20 protein-coding genes and 1 tRNA gene are annotated in these 21692 nt (G+C 62.6%); 13 read left to right on the top strand and 8 right to left on the bottom strand.

Translation table 11 applies throughout. The features are described 5' to 3' along the window. Window positions 1–11 precede the first annotated feature (11 nt). Both J2Y41_RS17585 and J2Y41_RS17590 read right to left on the bottom strand, forming a co-directional pair. Window positions 12–1346: an MFS transporter gene (locus J2Y41_RS17585; RefSeq protein WP_216924323.1), complete on the bottom strand. Its 1335-nt coding sequence runs from the start codon at window positions 1344–1346 to the stop codon at window positions 12–14. Between the two features lie 52 nt (window positions 1347–1398). Next, window positions 1399–2157, bottom strand: coding sequence for a LamB/YcsF family protein (locus tag J2Y41_RS17590; RefSeq protein ID WP_224094535.1), 759 nt, complete (start codon window positions 2155–2157; stop codon window positions 1399–1401). A 109-nt stretch (window positions 2158–2266) separates the two neighbouring features. On the opposite strand from J2Y41_RS17590, the gene J2Y41_RS17595 reads away from it, so the two are divergent. Next, window positions 2267–2965 carry a GntR family transcriptional regulator gene (locus J2Y41_RS17595; protein WP_224165955.1) on the top strand — a complete coding sequence of 233 codons (699 nt, stop codon included), beginning with the start codon at window positions 2267–2269 and terminating at the stop codon, window positions 2963–2965. Window positions 2966–3070: 105 nt separating this feature from the next. Here J2Y41_RS17595 and J2Y41_RS17600 read toward each other — a convergent pair whose 3' ends face one another. Beyond that, window positions 3071–3796 (bottom strand): LysR family transcriptional regulator substrate-binding protein, encoded by a 726-nt coding sequence (locus tag J2Y41_RS17600; protein WP_309930361.1) that lies wholly within the window; start codon window positions 3794–3796, stop codon window positions 3071–3073. 33 nt (window positions 3797–3829) lie between these two features. Here J2Y41_RS17600 and J2Y41_RS17605 point away from each other — a divergent pair, with 33 nt between their 5' ends. Then, window positions 3830–4279, top strand: coding sequence for a DUF5997 family protein (locus J2Y41_RS17605; protein ID WP_216924330.1), 450 nt, complete (start codon window positions 3830–3832; stop codon window positions 4277–4279). Between the two features lie 50 nt (window positions 4280–4329). Here the strand turns inward: J2Y41_RS17605 and J2Y41_RS17610 are convergent, their stop codons facing one another. Then, window positions 4330–4722, bottom strand: a complete 393-nt coding sequence (locus tag J2Y41_RS17610) for a VOC family protein (protein ID WP_224165952.1) — start codon at window positions 4720–4722, stop codon at window positions 4330–4332. Between the two features lie 100 nt (window positions 4723–4822). Here J2Y41_RS17610 and J2Y41_RS17615 point away from each other — a divergent pair, with 100 nt between their 5' ends. Then, window positions 4823–5386, top strand: coding sequence for a hypothetical protein (locus J2Y41_RS17615; protein ID WP_309930366.1), 564 nt, complete (start codon window positions 4823–4825; stop codon window positions 5384–5386). A gap of 71 nt (window positions 5387–5457) precedes the next feature. Here J2Y41_RS17615 and J2Y41_RS17620 read toward each other — a convergent pair whose 3' ends face one another. Next, window positions 5458–6885, bottom strand: coding sequence for an NAD(P)/FAD-dependent oxidoreductase (locus J2Y41_RS17620; protein WP_224094528.1), 1428 nt, complete (start codon window positions 6883–6885; stop codon window positions 5458–5460). A 56-nt stretch (window positions 6886–6941) separates the two neighbouring features. On the opposite strand from J2Y41_RS17620, the gene J2Y41_RS17625 reads away from it, so the two are divergent. Further along, on the top strand, window positions 6942–7676 hold the full coding sequence (locus tag J2Y41_RS17625; protein WP_224094527.1) for a TetR/AcrR family transcriptional regulator: 735 nt from the start codon (window positions 6942–6944) through the stop codon (window positions 7674–7676). Window positions 7677–7713: 37 nt separating this feature from the next. On the opposite strand, the gene J2Y41_RS17630 is transcribed toward J2Y41_RS17625, so the two are convergent. Continuing rightward, window positions 7714–8706, bottom strand: a complete 993-nt coding sequence (locus tag J2Y41_RS17630; RefSeq protein ID WP_309930370.1) for a hypothetical protein — start codon at window positions 8704–8706, stop codon at window positions 7714–7716. Between the two features lie 187 nt (window positions 8707–8893). Between J2Y41_RS17630 and J2Y41_RS17635 the strand changes: the two genes are divergently transcribed. Both J2Y41_RS17635 and J2Y41_RS17640 read left to right on the top strand, forming a co-directional pair. Continuing rightward, the gene (locus J2Y41_RS17635) at window positions 8894–10021 is read left to right on the top strand and encodes an L-talarate/galactarate dehydratase (protein WP_309930372.1); all 1128 of its coding nucleotides are present in this window, start codon (window positions 8894–8896) and stop codon (window positions 10019–10021) included. A 10-nt stretch (window positions 10022–10031) separates the two neighbouring features. Further along, on the top strand, window positions 10032–10730 hold the full coding sequence (locus J2Y41_RS17640) for an FCD domain-containing protein (RefSeq protein WP_309930374.1): 699 nt from the start codon (window positions 10032–10034) through the stop codon (window positions 10728–10730). Window positions 10731–10861: 131 nt separating this feature from the next. Here the strand turns inward: J2Y41_RS17640 and J2Y41_RS17645 are convergent. Beyond that, window positions 10862–10944: transfer RNA gene (locus J2Y41_RS17645), tRNA-Leu, on the bottom strand. A 386-nt stretch (window positions 10945–11330) separates the two neighbouring features. Here J2Y41_RS17645 and J2Y41_RS17650 point away from each other — a divergent pair. The 7 genes from J2Y41_RS17650 to pknB are packed head-to-tail and all read left to right on the top strand — an operon-like array spanning window position 11331 to window position 20935. Beyond that, complete coding sequence (locus J2Y41_RS17650) at window positions 11331–12080, top strand: DUF3662 and FHA domain-containing protein (RefSeq protein ID WP_216924342.1); 750 nt, start codon at window positions 11331–11333, stop codon at window positions 12078–12080. 5 nt (window positions 12081–12085) lie between these two features. Next, window positions 12086–12565, top strand: a complete 480-nt coding sequence (locus tag J2Y41_RS17655; RefSeq protein WP_224095160.1) for an FHA domain-containing protein — start codon at window positions 12086–12088, stop codon at window positions 12563–12565. Window positions 12566–12568: 3 nt separating this feature from the next. After that, the gene (locus tag J2Y41_RS17660) at window positions 12569–14296 is read left to right on the top strand and encodes a protein phosphatase 2C domain-containing protein (protein ID WP_309930378.1); all 1728 of its coding nucleotides are present in this window, start codon (window positions 12569–12571) and stop codon (window positions 14294–14296) included. Continuing rightward, complete coding sequence (locus tag J2Y41_RS17665) at window positions 14293–15723, top strand: FtsW/RodA/SpoVE family cell cycle protein (protein ID WP_224165946.1); 1431 nt, start codon at window positions 14293–14295, stop codon at window positions 15721–15723. The genes J2Y41_RS17660 and J2Y41_RS17665 overlap by 4 nt, the downstream gene beginning before the upstream one ends. Next, the gene (locus tag J2Y41_RS17670; RefSeq protein ID WP_224094524.1) at window positions 15720–17177 is read left to right on the top strand and encodes a penicillin-binding transpeptidase domain-containing protein; all 1458 of its coding nucleotides are present in this window, start codon (window positions 15720–15722) and stop codon (window positions 17175–17177) included. The genes J2Y41_RS17665 and J2Y41_RS17670 overlap by 4 nt, the downstream gene beginning before the upstream one ends. Beyond that, window positions 17174–19024 carry a protein kinase domain-containing protein gene (locus J2Y41_RS17675; protein ID WP_224094523.1) on the top strand — a complete coding sequence of 617 codons (1851 nt, stop codon included), beginning with the start codon at window positions 17174–17176 and terminating at the stop codon, window positions 19022–19024. The genes J2Y41_RS17670 and J2Y41_RS17675 overlap by 4 nt, the downstream gene beginning before the upstream one ends. 9 nt (window positions 19025–19033) lie before the next feature. After that, complete coding sequence (pknB, locus tag J2Y41_RS17680; protein WP_309930382.1) at window positions 19034–20935, top strand: Stk1 family PASTA domain-containing Ser/Thr kinase; 1902 nt, start codon at window positions 19034–19036, stop codon at window positions 20933–20935. Between the two features lie 31 nt (window positions 20936–20966). On the opposite strand, the gene J2Y41_RS17685 is transcribed toward pknB, so the two are convergent. Next, on the bottom strand, window positions 20967–21608 hold the full coding sequence (locus tag J2Y41_RS17685; RefSeq protein ID WP_224094520.1) for an aminodeoxychorismate/anthranilate synthase component II: 642 nt from the start codon (window positions 21606–21608) through the stop codon (window positions 20967–20969). Between the last annotated feature and the right edge of the window lie 84 nt (window positions 21609–21692).

Genomic DNA, 21692 nt, shown 5'->3' on the forward strand with positions numbered 1-21692 from the left:
TTCGTCGCCAATTAGGCGGCCGACTCCTGCAGCAGGCGAAGGTCTTCTTCAGGCTTCGGATCCCGGCCCAGGAGCATACCCACGATCGTGACAACGGCTGTCAGGACGAGGTACCCGGCGATCAAATACCAGCCGCCGGATGCCGCGCCGTAGAGGGCAGTGAAGATGATGGGCGCAACAGCTCCACCAATCACACCGGCCAGGGTGTAGGCCAGGGAGCTGCCGGCATAGCGCAGGCGGGCTGGGAACTGCTCAGTGATGAAGGCGGCCTGCGGGCCATACATGAACGCGTGCAGCGCCAAACCGATCACCGTGCCGATGGTCAACATAACCACTGACTTGCCCTGGATCATGAGGAAGAACAGGGGAATATAGACGGCTGTGGCGGCCGCTGTGACGCCGTAGACAAGGCGGCGGTTGAAGCGGTCGGTAAGAGCGCCGGCCAACGGAATGAGGAACAGCTGGAATGCGGATCCGATGAGGATGGCTGCCAGGACATTACCCGTGGTCATGCCAAGTTGCTTGGTGGCGTACACCGCAACAAACACGGTGAAAAGCGCGTAGAGGACGTCCGGGCAGACCCGGGAGAGCGCTGCTGAAACCAAGGCCTTGGGTTCAGTGGTGAAGACCTCTTTGATGGGTGCTTTGGGTCGTTCGCCGTGGGCCTGGATTGCCTTGAAGACCGGGGTTTCTTCGAGCTTGAGGCGGATGATCAGGCCAAAGACCACCAGGAGTGCGGATGCCAGGAAGGCGACGCGCCAGCCCCAGGAAAGGAAGGCCTCGTTGCTGAGTGAAGCAGCCAGGATGGCGAGGACGCCATTGGCCATCAGGTTGCCCGCAGGCGGGCCGATCTGTGCAGCGGAGGACCAGAAGCCACGCTTGTTGGGGTCGCCGAATTCACTGGACAGCAGAACCGCTCCGCCCCATTCGCCGCCTACCCCGATGCCCTGGGCGAGGCGAAGAAGAACCAGGATGGTGGGCGCCGCCACGCCGATGACTGAGTAATCGGGCAGCGCACCTATGAGTACGGTCGCGACGCCGATAAGCACCAGCGTGAATACCAGGACGTACTTGCGGCCAATCTTGTCGCCCAAACGCCCGAAGATGACGCCGCCGATCGGGCGGGCCAAGTAGCCCACCGCGAAAGCTGAGAAGGAGAGCAACAGTGCAACGAACTCGTCGTTGCCGGGGAAGAAGATCTTGGGAAAGACGAGGGCCGAAGCCACGGAGTAGATAGCGAAGTCATAGTATTCAAGCGATGTGCCGGTGAGGCTGGCTATGTATGCCTTGAGGGCGCCGGCCGGTGGCTTCCTTGTCACGGCCTTGGCTGCGTTGGTGCTGGTCATGGTTTCCTCCGGGGGGATGAGGGGTGTGCTGCGGGGCCTGGTTCAAACAGGTCTAGAGGAACGAGCCGATGCTGACGCCGGCGTCGTCGAGAGCGGACTTCACTGCAGTGGCCATCGCGACGGCCCCCGGTGAGTCACCATGCACGCAGATGCTCTCTGCGCGGATCTTCAGGATGGAACCATCGATCGTCCTGACGGACTGTTCGGTGGCCATTCGCAAAACGTGTTCCGCCACTTCGGCGGGGTCATGCAGGACGGCGCCTGGCTGTGAGCGCGAGACGAGGGTTCCGTCCGGGTTGTAGGCGCGGTCCGCGAACGCTTCGGCAACGCCACGAAGGCCGGCTTCCTCAGCGAGGCGCAGGACTTCGGAACCGGGAAGGCCGAGGATCGGAAGGTTGGGGTCAACCGATTTCACGGCGTCGACGACGGCCTTTGCCTGCGCCGTGTGCTTGACGATGGCGTTGTAGAGGCCGCCATGGGGCTTCACGTACTGGACGCCCGCACCCGTCGTGGCAGCCAGCGCCTGCAGGGCCCCGATCTGGTAAACGACGTCGTCGGCCAGCTCCATGGGATCAACGTCCAGGAAGCGACGGCCGAATCCTGCAAGATCCCGGTAGCCGACGTGGGCGCCAATCACGACGCCGGCCTCAGCCGCCTTTTTGCAGGTGCTGCGAATAACGCTGGGGTCGCCAGCGTGGAATCCGCACGCAACGTTGGCACTGGAAACGGATTCGAACATGGCTGCGTCGTCGCCCAGCGTCCAACGTCCGAAGGACTCTCCGACGTCGCTGTTCAGGTCGATGACTGCCATGGTGTGATTCCTGCCTCGTGATGTGCGTTACATCAAGGATGCACCAGATTTCCGGATTGTTCAACAATCCAGCGATCCTGATTTTTGGCAATCGTGTAATTTTGGTGTCATGGCCAGTGCAGATCAGGAACCACGGGGAAAAGCCGGCATCGACGGCGCTGGCGCCCGCATGCGCCTCCGAGTACCTTCGGTTGCCGAGAGGGTTGCCGAAGAACTGCGCTACCAACTGGCCGAGGGCTTCCTCGTGCCAGGTGCCAAGCTCACGGAAGCCACCATCGCCGAGGACCTGGGGGTATCGCGCAACACCGTCCGTGAAGCATTCGCCGAACTGGCCAGCGAGCGTCTGCTGGTGCGGCAACCGAACCGGGGCGTCTATGTGGCCACGTTGGAAGCTGGCGACATTCACGATGTCTACACCGTGCGCAGGGCCATCGAGGTCAGCTCCATCCGGGCCGGCGGCTCTCCAGAGCGCATCGCCGCGGTGAGGGCCGCCGTCGAGGAGGGAAAGCGCGCAGCAGCGGCAGACGATAACGAAGGCCTCGGCAGCGCCAACCAGCATTTCCACGGGGCCATCGTTGCCTTGGCCGAAAGCGGGAGGCTGAACTCGATCATGGCCCAAGTGCTCGCTGAGATGCGTCTTTACTTCCACAAGGCCACCATGAACGCGCACTTCTACAGCGACTGGCTAAAGGAAAACGAGCAGATCTGCTCGGCACTCGAATCCGGCGACCTGGAGCGCGCCGGGGACCTTCTGCTCGCCTACCTCAACAGGTCAGAGCAGCAACAGGCCGCGATCCACGGCGAATAGCAGGGATTCGCTGCGCTCCATCCCACTTGCCTCAGTCCGCACGGCGACTTTTCGCCGATTGCAGTGCTCCAGGCCGCAAAATCGCGGAGCAACCGGGCAGGAGCATCAGCGCTTGCCCTTCTTGCGCGAACCCTTGCCACGGCCCTTGTCCGGATTCGGGGCGTAGCGCTGCGCCACGGCGGGCTTCTTGGCCCCGCTCCCACGGCGATCCGGCTTGGGCGCCTTCTTCGGCTTCTCCTGCCGGGCCGACGGCTGGCGTGAACTCTGCGCCGTCCGGCCGCGCACGATCCCAATGAATTCCTCAATCACCGGGCTATCTGTTCCCGCAAGCCAAGCGAGGCCAATCTGAGTTCCAGGAGCGCCGGTCAGGAGCCGCATCACGGTCTGCTTGTTGTTCAGGTGCCGGGCCACTGACATGGGCAGGATGGCCAACCCGGCCCCGGAAGCCACCACCTGCAAGGCCATATCCGGCCCGCCCATTTCCTCCACGTCCAGGAAGTTCTCCTCGGACAGGTCCTCCAGCGCCACCTCTTCAAACACGGAGATCTCGTGTCCCTTGGGAGCGACCACCACCGGCTGCTCTTCATACAGGGGAATGACGTTCAGGCCTTCCCGGTCCACGGGCAGCCGAACAAAGCTAAGGTCAGCGGAACCGTCGTGCAAAACCGAAAGCTGCGCGCCGTCGTCGGACATGAACGCGTGCAACGGGACGTCCGGCATCCGCTCTTCCCACCGCCGGATCCATTTCCCAGGCGTCACACCCGCAACATAAGCGAAGCGAAGCTCGCTCGGGGGCTCGGTTATTTGGGCGGATTCTTCAGCGTCTGGCACACACTCACAGTACCGGCCAGATACCCTTGAAGCATGACGTCCTCGAACTCCCAGTCCATGAAACCGGCAACCGTTGCCAAGAAACTCGGCATCTACCTGCCCGCGACACCCCAGGAGTTCCAGGATTCGTCCATCTCCCGCGAAGAATTCGCCGAACTCCAGGCCAACCCGCCGGAGTGGCTCGCCGAGCTCCGCCGCAACGGCCCGCACCCGCGCCCGGTAGTGGCACAGAAGCTGAACGTCTCCATCAGCGGCCTGGCCCGCGGTGGCGTCGAAGAAGCACTCACGACGGCGGAAATCACCGAGCTGCTGCAGGCTCCGCCGCAGTGGCTGGTTGTGGAGCGCGCCACGCACGCCGCCGTCCGCGCCGAAGCACAGCGCGTCAAGGAAGAGGCTGCGAAGAAGGCAGCCACCAAGGAAGCCAAGGACAACGCAGCGGCCAAGCGCGATGCCCCGAAGACGTCAAAACGCGATCACGCATAGTTTGAGCTGGCTGTGGCCGGGACCAGTTGGTCCCGGCCACAGCTGTTTAACTAGTCCTGGTGTAGCTGCACGAAGTTGCCGCAGCCGTCGTCGAACACTGCGCTGATGCCGGAAGGATCCTCGGAGGGCTCGCCCTTGAACGTCACGCCGGCTGCAACCAAGCGCTCATACTCGGCCTGCACATCCGGTACGCCGAAGACGATGGCGGGGAGGCCGGCGTCGTGCACTGCGTTCATGTAGTTGGCGCCGATCGGGTTGTCGCTGGGTTCCAGCAGGAGTCCCACGGAATTGTTGTCTGCACTGTTGTCCGCGCCGGGATCCTTAATAATGAAGAGGTTGTGCTCGGGCATGGCCATCAGGGTTTCGAAGCCCAACGTTTCCGTATAGAAAGCATGGGCCGTAGCGGGGTCCTTGACGTGGATGCTGCACATTTTCAGTCTCATGGGCCCTAGGCTACGCCCCTGGACCCAGAGAGTGGCAGCGTGGGAACACTCTGGCGCATACTGAAATCACAGCAGCGCGTACTCGCCTGGAGGTGGTCCAATGCCCGCCATGATGCTCCTGTGGGGCCTAGCCTTGGTGCTCGCAACAGCGGCAACAACGTTCGTCCTCCACAGAAAACTCACGCATGGGCGCGGCCCGGAACCGGACACGATCTTCTGGGATCTCTTCGCCGGCCTGGTCGTGATTCTTCCGGCCATCCTGGTTCCCGCAGTGGAATGGGCGCCGGCCGGACTGATCATGGTCTTCGTCGGGATGACCGCTGCAGCAGCAACGCTGGCGACCAGCCGCAAGGTTGACCGTCTCCACGCAGCCGAGCCCCGGCGTCGTCGTGGTTTTGCCGAAACTGCCGCACGCCACGCGAGCGTCCTCCAGCAGTGGCAGCGCTACGAACTCGATCCCGGGCAGGCAATAGATTTCCCGGCAATGACGGACGTCAGGATGGCCGAGACAGCTGCCCTTGCCCGCGCCATGCGGGAGGCTGAACGCTGCCGGGTGACACCCGGGACTGACTACCAGGCCGCCGTCGAGCGTCTGGCCCAAGCACTCATAGAAGCGGAGCGAGCGGCAGGGGTGCCGAGGGCCGGACAACCCGCGCCGAGGTGACACTTAACACCAATGCCAGGCGCGAACATGGGTGTTAAGTGCCATCTCGGCGCGTGTCCCAGGCGCTTTGCCTAGCCGACCGGCAGCGCGCTCAACTTGTTGGCCTCGACGATCCGGGCAGCGGTTGCCTGGCCCATCCTGACCGCGCCGTCCACATGCTGGTAGCCCTCCGCGGCGAGGTCCGACGAGGACCAGTAGATCGGTCCGACGTTGGCGTGCTGGTCCTTGCCGTAGCGGTGCAGGCCGCCGAGATCGTAGCTGGAGGCGTATGCGCCGCGGGTCCATTCCTCGGAGCCCCAGTCTGATTCGTAGTAGACCTCGGGGGTGAGGGCCTTGTCGCCGAGGAAGCCGGCGATGGACTCGAGGACGGCCTTCTTGCGGTCTTCGGCGCTGAGCTCGAACACGGCGTCGGCTTTTTCATCGGAAATGAAGCCCACCAACGTGCCGCGGGAGTCGCCGTGGTTGGTGTTGTCGTAGACCTCCTGCACCAAGGCGCCGGCGCTGAAACCGGTGCCCGAGAGGCCTTCTTCGCGCCAGAACGGCGTGCTGTAAACAGCGTGAACCTTGATGACCAAGCCCAGTGACTGGTGCTGGTGCATCTGGTGCTGGCGGCGCGGCAGCGGCGGGTTGAAGGAAACACGCGAGTACAGGTTTGGCGGCACCGCCATGATGACGTACCGCGCGTTCACCGTGGCTCGCTCAGACTCAACCGTCACGCGGTCGACGTCCCAGTTGATGGTGCGAACCGGGCTGTTAAGCACGACGTCGGAACCCAGCTCGGCTGCCTGGAGCAGCGAAACCTGCTGCATGCCACCAATGACCCGCTTGTCCAGGATGAAGTCTTCGTCCGTCAGGTGTGTGAAGGACCCAGCGGAAGCGGCCATGAGGACGGCCTGCAGCGCAGAGAAGGCGTGGGCAGGCTTGGTCAGCATGCCGCCGGCGATGAAGAGGCCGATGTTGTTGCAGGCTTCTTCGTCGTTGGAGTTCTGACGGAGCCAGTGGTGGAAGGAGATGGTGTCCAGTTCGCGGGCCTTGGGGTGCGCCCAGGGCTCGGTGGGACCGATCTCCGCGGCGAGCCCGTCCAGGATGGCAACGAGCTTGTCCATCTCGGCCTTGGTGTGCTCGTTAACGGGGAAGGTGTCACCCGTGTACTGGACGCGCTTGCCGTCTGCGCCGATGTAGACGGACTCGCCGTCGCGGTAGCGCGGGTACATTTTCAGTCCCAGCTCGTCCAGCAGGTCCATGAGGGCCGTCTGGTCCGGGGAAACCCACTGGCCGCCGATTTCCAGCATGGCGCCGTCAATGGTGTCGGTCCAGGTGCGGCCGCCCACGCGGTCGCGTGCTTCGAGCACTGCGACGCTGAGTCCGGCCTTCTTCAGTTCGCGTGCCGCCGTCAACCCTGACGGTCCGGCACCGACGATCACAACGTCGCGATCAAGATTCTGCATGATGTCCTCTCCGTGGCCGTCCGTGGTGGCTGACCAATAAATGAATGCCATTCATTTATATTTGATAATAGCCGCCAAGTCCGCGAGTGGGAAGACCCGATGGAATAATGCTGGAGATACAGGCAGCAGAAAGGCTTCCGATGCCCGCACCCACACCCGCTCCCGAACCCGAGCCGGGCGCTGCCCCAGCTTCCGCCAGCAAGTCGCGGCGGCGCGCCGGACGGCCCATGGCACGCATCCTGGACCAGAACGGCATCACGACGGCGGCCCTGGAGTTAATCAGCAGCAAGGGTTACGACGGACTCACCATGGCAGCCCTGGCACGTTCGCTGGGCGTGGCGCCATCCGCCCTCTATAACCACGTAGCCTCCAAGGACGACGTGCTCTTGCTGGTGGAGGACCACTTGGCCGCGATGGTTGATGTGTCCGCTTTTGGTGTGGAGCCGTGGGATGTGGCCGTGCGCCGCTGGGCGTGGTCCTACCGGGATGTGTTTTCGCAGCACACGCCGCTGATCCCCGTTATTGCCGTACTGCCGGTGGCTAACGCCCCGAAGACCCTGGCGATGTACGAGGCCGTGACCGCCGGATTCCGCGACGCCGGGTTTCCGGAAGAGAAGATCATTTCGGCGATTGTTGCGTTGGAGGCCTTCGTGTTCGGGGCCGCATACGACGTCACCGCGCCGGAGGACATTTTCGACGCCGGCTCGCTTGCGGACCAGGTGCCCAACTTCACGGCCGCCGTGGACAGACTCGCCTTGGAGCGCCATCCACGGCCGACCGATGTTGCTTTTAGTTTGGGGCTTGAGGCGCTGATCACCGGGTTCGGCGCGCTGCGGGGGTAGTTTTGAGGGGGTCGTCTGCGGCCCCTTCCGCCCGTGCCTAGCGGGCGCCAACCACCACAACCTCGAACGTTGTGGACCCCGGCTGGAAGAACTTTGCGTTCACCACGGCGAGCGTGTCACCGAACAGGGCCGCCGTCGTTGGAGTCTTGAAGAGGTCACTGGTGATGACGCCCTTCAGCTTCCCGGATTCCTGGTCATCGTCCAACACGAACCTGCTGACCTGGTTGAGCATATTCTGCACCGCCCAAAGCTGGTTGCCCTTAACTACGATGCCATCGACGGCGGGAACGCTGACGCCCTCGATTATTTCGCTTGCACCCGTAGCAGGGTCGACCGTGTAGAGAGCGCCGTTTCCTGAATGGGCGACGATGAGGCTCTCGCCGTCCGGAGTTGCCGCGATGCCGTTGAGGTTGAACTGCGACGAGGTGTCAGCTGCGGGACCGGACAGAGAAAGTGTCCGGACACTGCCGAGTTCGCCGTCGCGCCCGACCGGAACAAGGTACAGTTCAGCGGCCACGGAATTCGTGAACCAGGCGCCTTCAGAAGTCAAAGTGACGTCGTTGATAAACGCTGGGCCGGTGGTCAGTTGGAGCACGGCGACCGTCTGGCCCGTATCTGTGTTGTAGACGTAAGCTTGCCCGGTCCCACCCCCAGCGACAAACAACAGGCTGTTGCCCACATCCACGGTCATCCCGACGGCGGCCCTGCCATCAGGCACGTCGATGAAAAGTGACGCCGTTTGCTGGCGGATGTCGCCGCGGAAGATGTCTCCGTTTCCAAGGTCTCCGGCGTAGAACGTCGTTCCTGCGCCTGCGGCAATTCCTTCGGCCGATGAGGCTCCAGGCAGGGGGATGAGGTAATCCGTGGCCCGGGCGGCAGAGGCCAGCGGCGCGGGGCCGAAGAAGGCCGCGAGCACAAGGGCGAGTACGCCCGCGAAGACGCGGCGCACAGCCCTGGTTCGGGGCTGTGACGGGTCTCGGCGCAGGAATCCGCCCCGAGCTATGACAGTGCTGTGGTTTGAGTGACGCATGATGCTCCCTGGATCAGGTTCCGGCGGAACACGTCCCCGCCATCTGCGGGAGCTCCGCCGATTGTGCTGTCAGTCTAGGCACCGGCCTGACGGCGTGCCAGAGCTTGCGGAACATAATCTCTTGTACTACAAGTTAATGACTTGTATCCTAAGTTTCAGGCAAAGATGCCCGCACCTTAGGAGAACCATGAGCCCTGTAGATCTCATTCGCCACATCAAACTGTCAACGGCCCGTTTGCCCCTCACCGTGCCCATCAGCGACGCCAAAGTGTTCACGGGCCGCCAGAAGCCGATGACCGAAGTAGTGTTCCTCTTCGCCGAGATCACCACGGAGCAAGGCCACAGCGGCGTGGGGTTCAGCTACTCAAAACGCGCCGGCGGTCCCGCACAGTACGCCCACGCGAAGGAAGTTGCCGAGGGCATCATTGGCGAGGACCCCAACGACATCGGCAGGATCTACACCAAGCTTCTGTGGGCCGGAGCCTCTGTGGGCCGCTCGGGCGTTGCAACCCAGGCCCTGGCTGCCATCGACATCGCGCTCTACGACCTCAAAGCCAAACGCGCCGGACTCCCCCTGGCCAAACTGCTGGGTTCCTATCGCGACTCCGTGCAGACCTACAACACCTCCGGCGGCTTCCTTAACGCCACGTTGGAAGAGGTCAAGGCACGCGCGACGCAGTCCATTGAAGAAGGCATTGGTGGCATCAAGATCAAGGTTGGCCTCCCGGATTCCAAGGAGGACCTCCGTCGCGTGGCCGGCGTCCGCGAGCACATCGGCTGGGACGTACCGCTCATGGTGGACGCCAACCAACAGTGGGACCGTGCGACTGCCCTGCGCATGGGCCGCCAGCTTGAGGAATTCAACCTCATTTGGATCGAAGAGCCGCTGGACGCCTACGATTTTGAGGGCCATGCGCACCTTGCCCAGGTTTTGGATACGCCCATCGCCACGGGCGAGATGCTGGCCTCCGTGGCGGAACACAAGGGCCTTATCAACGCCAACAGTTGCGACATCATCCAGCCCGATGCACCCCGCGTTGGCGGCATCACCCAGTTCCTGCGCCTCGCTGCCCTTGCGGATGAGCGCGGTCTTGGCCTGGCTCCGCACTTTGCCATGGAGATCCACCTGCACTTGGCCGCTGCCTATCCGCGGGAACCCTGGGTGGAGCACTTCGATTGGCTGGATCCCCTCTTCGAGGAACGCCTGGAGACCAAAAATGGCCGGATGATCGTTCCGGACCGCCCCGGACTGGGCGTTACGCTGAGCGGGCAGGCCCGCGCCTGGACCACCGAATCCGTGGAATTCGGCGCGTAATCTTGAATCCATGAACCGAAACCTGACCGCGGATCTCGCCGCCGACCTTCGCACCCGCATCGTCGACGGCGTCATCCAGCCAGGTGAGAAACTCCCCAGCGAAAATACCCTCATCAGCGAATTCGGTGTCAGCCGGACAGTGGTCCGCTCCGCCCTGACCCGCCTGCAGGCTGAAGGACTTGTCGAAACTGAACGTGGGCGGGGCAGTTTCGCACTGACCCCGCCGGCCGACGGCCCTACGCAGGCCCCCGGAACCCGTCCGGTATCCAGCATGGAAGAGCGGCTGCAGATGCTCGACTTCCGGATCGGCGTGGAGACCGAAGCAGCAGCCTTGGCGGCCCTGAACCACACGGGCCATCAATTGAAGGCAGTGCATGGTGCACTGGAGCAATTCACCGCGAGTTCGGGCCACCCGGCCCACTCCATGAAGGCTGACTTCGAATTCCACCGGGCCGTTGCTGCAGCGTCAGGCAATCCCTTTTATACGGACTGCATCACCGCGCTGGGTCAAACAATGATCACCATGCCACGCACGCGCCTCCTGGGCAGTGAAGAGCAGGACTCGCGGGAACGGTTCGAACAAGTGGTCCACGAGCACTCCTCTATATACGCAGCCATCGCCGACGGCGACCCAGCCGCTGCCGCCGCAGCGATGCGCCTTCACCTGAGCAATTCACGACGCCGGTTCAAGGGTTCGCCGCGCGGCTGACCTCCCGCTTCGCAGCCCAACTGAGTCGCATTAGTGCGCGTTTAGAGCCGTCTAAACGCGCACTAATGCGACCCAGTTGGGGGAAACAACAAAAGAGCCCCGATCCTAAGACCGGGGCTCTTTCAATTGCGTGCGCGAGGGGGGATTTGAACCCCCACACCCTTTCGGATACTGGCACCTGAAGCCAGCGCGTCTGCCGTTCCGCCACTCGCGCGCAACTTCTTTTTCAGGACTTCCACCGGTCTCCCAGCTTCGTTTCCTTCAAAAGCAGCGAGATCAAGCATAACGGACATTCCAGACAAAACACCAATCGAGTCCCTGCCGGGCTGTGGGCAACGCTGCTGGGAGGTGCCCAAGCCGTACAACTTTTGCTTAACGGCACGGAAATTTCACCCCCTGGCTCCCCCGGCAGAACGGGCCGGAATCGAACTTTTCCGCGTCGTAAGGCGTTGTGGATTAAGGCCATTCCCAGACACTCCCAGTAGTATCGGGAAGTGGAAGGGCCGTTCGGCGCTCACTTTGCTGTGTGCGTGGACGGGTCGAAGCACCGAGTATTGAACCAGGCACAGTGGGTGCCGCGGCGAGGAAAGGAGAAGGACCATGGGTTTGCTGGACAAAGTCGAGCGCGGCATTGAAAAGGCTGTCCGCAATGTCTTCTCCACGGGGTCGCGGGCACGTGTTGAGCCTGTGGAAATCGCGAGCAAGCTACGGCGCGAGCTGGACAATAAGTCCATCACCATCGCAGCCGGGCGCACTCTCGCCCCCAATGTGTTCGATGTCCTCCTCAGCGACGAAGATTTTGGACGTGCCCAGGAGTGGGGGACTCCACTGGCTGAGGAACTGTGCGATGTAGTCATCCAGCACGTTCGCAGCCAGGGCTACACTCTCCAGGGCGCGGTCCGGATTTCGTTCCGTCGAAATGAGGAGGAACGCGCCGGTCACTTCGAAATAACTTCCCGGACCGAGAAATCCTCCGACGACGCCGCTGCCGCACCACAAGCCCCGCGGCCGAATGTTCCAGCTGCACCCGCCCGGCAGCCCACCCGACTCCAGCCTGTCCTGGACATTGCCGGCCAGCGCTATTCCCTCAATGCCCAGTCGGTCGTGCTGGGCCGCTCTTCGGAAGCGGACATCCTGGTGGATGACACCGGAGTTTCCAGGAAGCACCTTGAGGTCCGCACCCAGAACGGCACTACGTGGGCCGTTGACCTTGGCTCCACCAATGGCAGTTACGTCAACGGTCACAAGGTGGACGGCAGCGTGGAGCTCACTGACGGCTCAACCATCACGATGGGACGTACCAAGATCATTTTCCGCCTCCTCCCCCAGACCCTGGGTGGCCACGCGTGAACGACATCAGCGAACTGACCATCACGGCACTTCGCTTCGGTTTCCTGCTGTTGCTGTGGGTCTTGATCTTCAGCATCGTGTCCACCATGCGCCGCGACTTCCAGATCGGCCGCAAGGCTGTAACCGGAGCTCCTACAGCACGCGAGGTCCGCAAGCACCCCGAATTGGCCGCTTCCCCGCCGCCAGCCATCCAGCACGCACGCAATTTGGTGGTGACTGAGGGCCCCCTCAAGGGCACCACACTTCCCTTGGCGGCAAGCCCCATCCTGTTGGGCCGCGCGCAGGAAGCCACGCTCGTCCTGGAAGACGACTATGCTTCCGGCCGGCATGCACGCTTGTTCCCGCAGGGCAGCCGCTGGTTCATTGAGGACCTTGGGTCCACCAACGGCACCTACCTGGCCGATCAGCAGCTCACCCGTGCCCTGCCGGTGGAGCTTGGCGTTCCCGTGAGAATCGGCAAGACGGTTATTGAATTGAGGCCGTAGTCCATGGCCTCTCCCGAGACCCCGGAAGGCAAGGAAACGCCTGCGGAGCGCCCACTCATCATGCGCTACGCCGCGCGATCCGACGTCGGACGGATCCGCTCCAAGAATGACGACTCCGCGTATGTGGGCCGCCATCTTGCAGTCGTTGCCGATGGAATGGGCGGACATGCAGGCGGAGACGTCGCCTCGGCCTCCACGGTGCTGGACATGATCCACCTCGATCATGATGACTACCCCGAGGGCGCCGATACGATCCTCGCCGATGAGATCCAGACCGCCAATTCGCTGCTGTCCGAGCTGGTTCATCAGAATCCCAAGCTTTCCGGCATGGGCACCACCGTCACCGCCCTGCTCCTCGAGGGCCGCAAACTCCATTTCGCCCACATCGGCGATTCCCGGGCCTACCGCCTGCGGAACAAGAAGTTTGAGCAAGTCAGCATTGACCACACGTTCGTTCAACGCCTTATTGATGAAGGCCGGCTCCGCCCCGAAGAAGCCGAAACACATCCCCACAAGAACGTCCTGATGCGCGTCCTGGGTGACGTCGACGCCAGCCCTGAGCTGGACTTGGATGCCCTCGACGTCGAACCGGGCGAACGCTGGTTGCTCTGCTCGGATGGCCTCAACTATGTGGCAGGGCACGTGGTGGAGCGGGTATTCCGGGAAACCAAGGACCTGCGGGAATGCGCAGAAATCCTCGTTAATCTCACGCTGGAAGCCGGCGCTCCGGACAACGTCACCGTGGTCGTGCTGGAAATCGTTGAGGAGACCGTCGACGACGTCAACACGGCCGCCGTCGACGTCGTTCCTCCTGCGGCGCTTGCCGCGGTGGACGGGCCGGAATCATCTGCTGCAGGCAAGCCGACGGAAGGTCCCTCCGCCACCAAGCCCGCAGACGCCAGTCCGGGCGAGCTTAAGGCAACAGCGGCTAACGATGGCAAGGTTGCCGACGCCGGTTCATCTTCCAGCCCTGTCGACCCAACAGCGGAGGGCGGCCCAGCTGCGGAGGGCGGCCCAGCTGCGGAGAAGGCTGAGTCCGCTGACGAAGACGGAACCTCCAAAGAACCGCCCACCACTACTGACCCGCATCTGGGTGAGCATCTTTCCGCCGAAGTCCTCCGAGAGGAACTCGCCAGCCGTCCCCATGAGCTCGTGGGTGCTGCAGCTACGGCGGCCGAGACCGGATCCATCCCCACTGTGGCAGGCCGTACCGTTGCTCGACGTGCGGCTACTGTGCTCACCCACAAAGCCGAACAGGATCGTCTGGAAGTCGAAGAACCGGCACGACGCCGCATCCGCTGGCTCATGCCCGCCGTCGCAGCTGTTGTTGTGCTCGGCGTCGTGGTGGGCCTATGGCTTGGCTACGCCTGGACGCAGACCCGCTATTACGTTGGAGAGTACGATTCCCGTGTAGCAATCTTCAACGGCATTTCGCAGCGGCTCGGCCCCATCCAGTTGTCCCGGCTCGAGGCTGTCACCGACCTCCGTGTTGAGTCCCTTCCCGAGTATGGTCAACAGAGTGTTCGGCAGACCGTTCCTGCGGGAGACCTTGATGATGCGCAACGTATTGTGGAGAACCTGAAGAACTACGGCAGTACGTCGGGAACCTGCCCCAGCACCACTCCTTCCCCGACTCCGTCAGCGACAACCAGTGTTCCAATTCCCAGTACAGCGGCCATTGCCAGCCCTACGCCTTCGCCCGTACCGACTCCCTGTGAGGCGGCAAAATGATCCAGACTGAGACCGCGGCCAAACCGCGCCGCAATGTTGAGCTGGTGCTCATCGTGCTTGCGCTTGCCGTTGGCATCGGCGCCAGTGCTCTGGTGAGCATCAATTCCGAAAGTGGACTCGACAGTGACTTCTGGTTCCAATCGAGCCTGCTTGCTGTCGCTGCCTTTGCCTTCCACGTAGTCCTGAGGTTGCGCGCTAAGTATGCCGATCCAGTAATACTTCCGATCGTTGTTGCCTTGAACGGGCTCGGACTCGCTTTGATCCACCGCATGGACGGGCCCGGGGACGATACCGGTAATAACCAGCTCCGTTGGACGCTTATTGCCATGGCGGTATCCATCGCTGTGATTTGGTTCCTCAAGGACCACCGCATCTTGCGGCGGTTTACCTACATTTCCTTGGCAGCGAGTGCTTTCCTTCTGATTTTGCCGCTCGTTCCGGGCATCTCTGCCGGTGAAGTACTGGGTGCGAGCGTGTGGATCAGGATCGGCCCGATGACGTTCCAGCCAGGCGAAATTGCCAAGATCACCCTGGCAATATTCTTCGCCGGGTATCTGTCCTCCAACCGGGACCTCATCCTGCTGGCCGGACGGAAAATCGGCCCCATGCAATTCCCGCGGTTCAAGGACCTGGGTCCCATGATCACTGCCTGGTTGGTGAGCATTGGCGTCCTCGTATTCCAGCGCGACCTCGGATCGTCAGTCCTGTTCTTCGGCCTCTTCATTGTGATGATCTACGTCGCTACGAGCCGCATCTCATGGGTGGTGATCGGCCTTGCCCTGATACTTGGGGGCGGATTCATTGCTTCCAGGATCTTCTCGCACGTTGCCTTCAGGATCGATAGCTGGATCAACGCGTTCACTCCCGAAGTCTTTGGCAGGTCACCCGGTGGCAGCGGACAGATCGTCCAAGGCCTGTTCGGCATGGCTGACGGCGGCCTTGTGGGCACAGGCCTTGGCCAGGGCCGGCCGGACCTGGTGCCCTTCGCCAACAGCGACATGATCGTGGCACTCATTGGCGAAGAACTCGGCCTCATCGGCCTGTTCGCTGTCGTGATGCTCTACCTGTTGCTTTTTACCCGCGGTTTCCGCGCCGCACTCGGCACCCGGGATGCGTTCGGCAAGTTGCTGGCGTGCGGGCTCTCCTTCGCAATCGCTCTCCAGTGCTTCGTGGTCATCGGCGGCGTCACCAGACTTATTCCGCTGACGGGCCTCACCACGCCGTTCCTGGCCGCCGGTGGATCCTCCCTCCTGGCCAACTGGATAATCGTCGGCCTCCTGCTCATGATCTCCAACACGGCCCGCGGGCCCATAGATACCACTCCGATGGTGAATAAACCTCCTGCAAGCAGCACCAACCCGGCCGCCCGCAAGTCAGCTTCCGTACCCACGCCGGGCGCGCCCACGGAAGCGGTGAAGCATCCATGAACCAGGCAATTAGAAGTTCGTGGATGGCTGCCGTCGCCATGTTCGCCTTGATTTTCGGCGCCATCAGCTATGTCCAGGTCATTGGCGCTGACGACCTCAACGCCAATCCATGGAATCAGCGGGCAATCCTGGCAACATTCTGCAACGACCGCGGGGCGATCATCGTCGCCGGTAAACCGATTGCAGAGTCCGTTCCAGGTAACGAGTCCTGCGCGTTCCAACGTAAGTACACCCAGCCGGAACTTTATGCGGGCATCACGGGATACTTCTCCAGGGGATTTGGTTCCACCGGGCTCGAACAGTCCCTCAGCGACCAGTTGGCCGGCAACTCCGACCAACTGTTCCTGGACCGCGTCAGCCAGATGTTCCTTGGCAATGAGCCCAAGGGCGCCTCTGTGGAACTCACGCTCGATCCCGCCATCCAGCAGCTTGCCTACGACCTCATCCCCGAGGGCCAGCGTGGCTCGATCGTTGTGACCAACCCGAAAACCGGCGCCATCCTTGCCATGGTTTCCAAGCCGTCCTACGACCCCAACCTGATTGCTACACACGACACCGCTGCCGCAGCGGCCAACTACGCCGAGCTGAACAAGATTCCCGGCATCAACTTGAACCAGAACCTCAGCGGGCCCACGGGTAACTTGTTGTCCCCGGGCTCGGTGTTCAAGCTCGTAGATACCGCAGCCGCCCTGAATTCCGGCAAGTACAACAAGGACAGCGAACTGCCGAACCCCAGCAGCCTGCCCTTGCCTGGATCCAGTGCGAGCCTGCCCAACTACGCCGGCGGCAACTGCAACGTCCGCGAAACGGCAACGTTCTCCTTCGCCCTGGAACAGTCATGCAACACTCCCTTTGCGAGCATCGCGCTGGACCTGGGCCAGGACGCCATCCGGGATCAGGCAGAGAAGTTCGGCTTCGGGGACACCTTCGGCGAGCAGCTCAAGCTCCAGCAAGCCATCAGCGTCTTCCCGAAGGACCTGGACCAGGCCCAGCTTGCCCAGTCCTCAGTGGGGCAGCGTGACGTCAAGGCAACCCCGCTCCAGATCAACCTGATGACTGCGGCAATTGCCAACGGTGGTGTGCAGATGAAGCCCAACCTGGTCAAGACAGTCCGTGCGCCCGACCTCCGGGTGATCAGCGAGTTCAAGCCGGAGGCCCTGCGCACCAGCACGACCCAACCCATCGCGAACCAGATCACCCAGTGGATGAGCAGCGCTGTCTCCAACGGCATCGCCAGCGGCGCTGCTGTCCCGGGGGTCCAGGTAGCCGGTAAGACGGGTACCGCCGAGCTCGGCGATTCAGGTTTGAACAACTCTTGGTTCACCGGGTTCGCCCCGGCGAACGATCCGCAAGTGGCCGTCACCATCGTCATGGAAGGTGTGGATGTGCTCACAGGCGCCAAGCTAACCAGTCCGAACGCAAAGAAGATTTTTGAGGCGGTGTTGAATAAGTGAGACCTACTTCGGGAATCACACTCGGCGGCAGGTTCCAGCTGACCAGTCGCATTGCGATTGGCGGCATGGGCGAGGTCTGGAAGGCCAAGGACCAGATCCTGGGCAGGATCGTTGCCATCAAGGTGCTCAAGGAGGAATACACCGGGGACCCCGGCTTCCTCCAGCGCTTCCGCGCCGAAGCCCGCCACACAGCACTCCTTAACCACGTGGGTATTGCCAACGTCTTCGATTACGGCGAAGAAGCCGGCTCGGCGTACCTCGTCATGGAACTGGTGCCCGGCCACCCGTTGAGCGGCATCCTTGAGCGCGAGCAGGTCCTGTCACCTGACATGACCCTTTCGATCATCTCCCAGACGGCGCGCGCACTGGCAGTGGCACATGCCCAGGGCCTGGTCCACCGCGACATCAAACCGGGCAACCTCCTGATCACGCCGGACAACCGCGTCAAGGTCACCGACTTCGGTATCGCCCGCCTGGCTGACCAGGTGCCGCTGACCCAGACCGGCCAGGTCATGGGCACCGCCCAGTACCTTGCTCCCGAGCAGGCAACAGGACAAACTGCCACCGGCTCGTCTGACATCTACTCGCTGGGCGTCATTGGCTACGAATGCCTCACCGGCCACCGTCCGTTCTCCGGTGAATCCCAGATCGCCATTGCCCTTGCACAGGTTAACGACGCTCCGCCACCACTTCCGGAGACGCTGCCCACGCCGGTGCGTGCCCTCCTGATGTCGATGCTCGCCAAGGATCCAAAGAACCGTCCAGCCAACGCCATCAAGCTGGCGGAGGCCGCCGAGGCTATCCGCAACGGCGATATCACCACTGCCCACGCCGCGGTGCCGGGTATGCTCCTCTTCGAAGCCGCTACCGGACCCATCACGGCACCGGTCAATACTGCTACGGCCCCCACCGGCGTCGTTACCTCGCCGTTTGGCAAGGAGCATTCCACGACGTCGACTTCCGCACTTCCGGTGCTCGGCGCAACCGCCGCCGTTGGAGGTGCAGCCGGTGCGGCTGTTGGAGCCGCCGGCGCTTCCGCGGACAACCATTTGGCGCGGGCGAATGCGCTGGAGGCAGAGCGGCAGCTGAACGACGAAGAAGAAGTCATCTACAGCGATGATGACAACTACGACGACGTCGAGCCTGAGCGTAAGAAGCGCAGCCCCTGGACCTGGCCACTCGTTGCCCTGATCCTGCTGGTGCTCTTCGCACTGGTTGGTTTCCTGATTTCACAGTCGGGCTTCTTCTCCCCGAATCCCGGTCCGGGCGAGTCCACCTCTGCAAGCGCAAGCCGGAGCGCAAGTCCAACGTCGCAATCGGCCACACCAACGCAGACGTCCCAGGCCCCCTCCCCGACACCGACGCAGTCCACACCCCAGAAGATCAACCTGATCCCTGAGGAGTATCTTGGACAACCGTTTGAGACTGTCCGCAGCCAGCTTGTTGGATTGGGCCTGCAGGTCAACGGGCAGGAAGTGTTCAACACTGCCCCCGCCGGCACGGTAACTGACCTTAACCCCACGGGTCCCGTGGATCCAGGGGAAGTTATCACTGTCCAGTACTCCAAGGGTCCGGAAATGGTGTCCGTGCCCAGCATCGGGGTCGGCCTCAGCGAGGAAGAGGTGCGGGGACTGATCGAAGCAGCGAACCTGCGGTGGGTCCCGGGCGATCCCGTCAATGGCGCCGTCGGCCAGAAACCAGGCACCTTCGTACGGTCCGAGCCGGCCCCTGGAACAAAGGTTGCGGCTGGTTCGGTAGTCACATACCACCTGTCCAAGTCGCTTGTACCGAGCAATCCGACGTCCCCGAGCGCCAGCCCCAGCGGCTCCGGCAGCCCGAGCAACTAAGTAGCCGCCATGTCTACGCCACGGCCCGGTCCAGCGCACCGAGAGGAGAGTACACCTGTCTCTTCGCAGCGCATCCTCAATGGGCGCTACGAACTCGGTGACCTGATCGGCCGTGGCGGCATGGCAGACGTCTACCGGGGGTCGGATACGCTCCTGGGACGCACCATTGCAGTCAAAGTCCTGCGTGCCGACCTCGCCCGCGATCCCCAGTTCCAGGCCCGCTTCAAACGCGAGGCCCAGGCTGTCGCAGCCCTGAACCACCCTTCCATCGTGGCCATCTTCGATACCGGTGAGTACTCTGTCCCGGGCGGACCGGGTGAGGACGTGCGTGTCCCGTACATCGTGATGGAGTTCGTCGCAGGACGGACGCTGCGGGACATGATCAAAGCGCACGAACTTGGTGTTGAAGACTCCATCGGCTACACCCTTGGCGTCCTCGCGGCGCTGGAATACAGCCATCGGGCGGGCATTGTGCACCGCGATATCAAACCCGCCAACGTCATGGTCTGTGCTGATACCGGGGACGTCAAGGTCATGGACTTTGGCATCGCCCGGGCCATGGCTGACTCCGCTGCCACCATGACGCAGACGCAGGCTGTAGTGGGAACGGCACAATACCTTTCCCCCGAACAAGCACGGGGAGAGACCGTTGATGCCCGTAGCGATCTCTACTCTGCGGGCTGCCTCCTGTACGAACTGCTTACCAGCCGTCCACCATTCGTAGGCGACAGCCCGGTTTCAGTGGCCTACCAGCACGTCCGGGAGACGCCGGACCTCCCCAGCGTCCATAACCCCGAGGTTTCCGAGGCTTTGGATTCCGTGCTTGCCAAGGCCCTGCAAAAGAGCCGGTCGGACCGCTTCCAGGATGCGGCTGCCTTCCGGCGGGCACTCAGGGCCGCTAGCAATGGCATTGCCGTTCCCGTTCTTCCCGCCAGCGAGGCACCCACCGACCCCAACGACCTCATTTCGTCCGAAGACCCGGAAACGCAGCTCTTGAGCGCCACGGCCGTTGGATTCCTTGACGTCGAGCACTACAACGGCGTGACCCAGGACCCCATTGAGGAACCGCTGGACGAAGCGCTTCCCTTGGACCTCCCACCCGAACGTGAGCGGACCTCCCACCAGAAGTCCCGCCGTCGCACTTGGGCGGCGACGCTGGCAATCTTTACTATCCTTGTTCTCGCAGGCGCCGGATTCTGGATCTACAGCCTGGTCAACGCGCCCCCCGCGGCGCCGGCCAAGGTGGCGGTTCCCTCGGTGACCAACATGTCGGAGTCCCAGGCGCTGCAAGAGCTCTACTCCGCAAAGCTGGTCCCCAAAACTGCCCGCGTGGCCAGTGACAAGGTTGCCAAGGACATGGCGATCGGCACCTCACCCAGTGCGGGCTCCATGCTTGAACAGAACGCCGAGGTCATCCTCAACATCTCCAGCGGTCCCAGCTCGGTAACTATCCCTGCCGACATTGTGGGCCGCACCGAGTCAGACGCCCGCGACACCCTTCGGCGCCTGGGAATCACGGGCAACATCTCCAGCGTGCGGACGCACAGCCCCACGGTTCCCATCGGACTCGTGATCACCACGGGTCCCGCCCCCGGGGCGCCCATAGCCGCAGCTTCCAACGTTGAGCTGCAGGTGTCGTCCGGCAAAGTGCTGATGCCCCAACTGATCGGTCTTGCCCAGTCGGAAGCCGAAGCGCTGCTTAAGGAGAACGGCCTCGTCATGGCCGTGGTGGAGCAAGAAAATTCCCAGGTGACCCCCGGCAAGGTCACGGCACAAAGCGAAACCTTCAATACTGAAGTGGATCAGGGCAAGACAGTGACGGTAACGGTAGCCAAGGCCCCGGTTCCGACGCCCACACCCACGCCCACAGATACCTCCAACCCCAAGCCGACCCCCACTAAGAAGGACTAACGGGTCACGTCCCCTCAGCTGCCGCTACACGTCAGTGCTGGATCAGCGGACTCAGCTTCGAAGCACGTTCGGCAGCTCCGGTCATGCCGAGGGACTCCAGCCAGTTGCCCAGCATCTGGTAGCCGCCTTCGGTGAGGACTGATTCCGGGTGGAACTGCACACCGCAGAGGGGAGCGGTCTTGTGCTGCAGGCCCATGACCACACCGTTCGTGGTCTCGGCTGTGATCTCCAGGACGTCGGGGATCGAGTCGCGAACCGCGGCGAGTGAGTGGTAGCGCGTGGCCGTTACGGGCGACGGAAGCCCGACAAAGACACTCTTGCCTTCGTGCTGCACCGGCGAAGTTTTCCCGTGCATGAGCTCAGGAGCGTGGGTGACAACGCCCCCATAGGCTTCGGCAAGGGCCTGGTGGCCAAGGCACACCCCGAACATAGGCTTGGCGGCCTCGCCGCACCACTTGATGAGGTCAATGCAAACACCGGCTTCTGCCGGGGTTCCCGGACCGGGAGAGATAAGGACTCCATCACGGGCTGCGGCAAGCTCCTTGGCTTCTGCGAGTGTCACGTCGTCATTTCGGACCACGGTTGTCTCGGCGCCCAGTTCCTGCAGGTAGCCCACCAGGGTGTAAACGAAGCTGTCGTAGTTGTCCACGACGAGGATTTTTGTTGAGCTCATGGCTGCTGCACTAAACCAATCGTTGAGTCGGTCAAAGAAGTGAATTGGGAGAACCACGGGAAGAGGAACTCCACCATCAGGACG

Origin of the sequence: Arthrobacter sp. 1088 (assembly GCF_031455315.1) — a bacterium.
GTDB lineage: Bacteria > Actinomycetota > Actinomycetes > Actinomycetales > Micrococcaceae > Arthrobacter.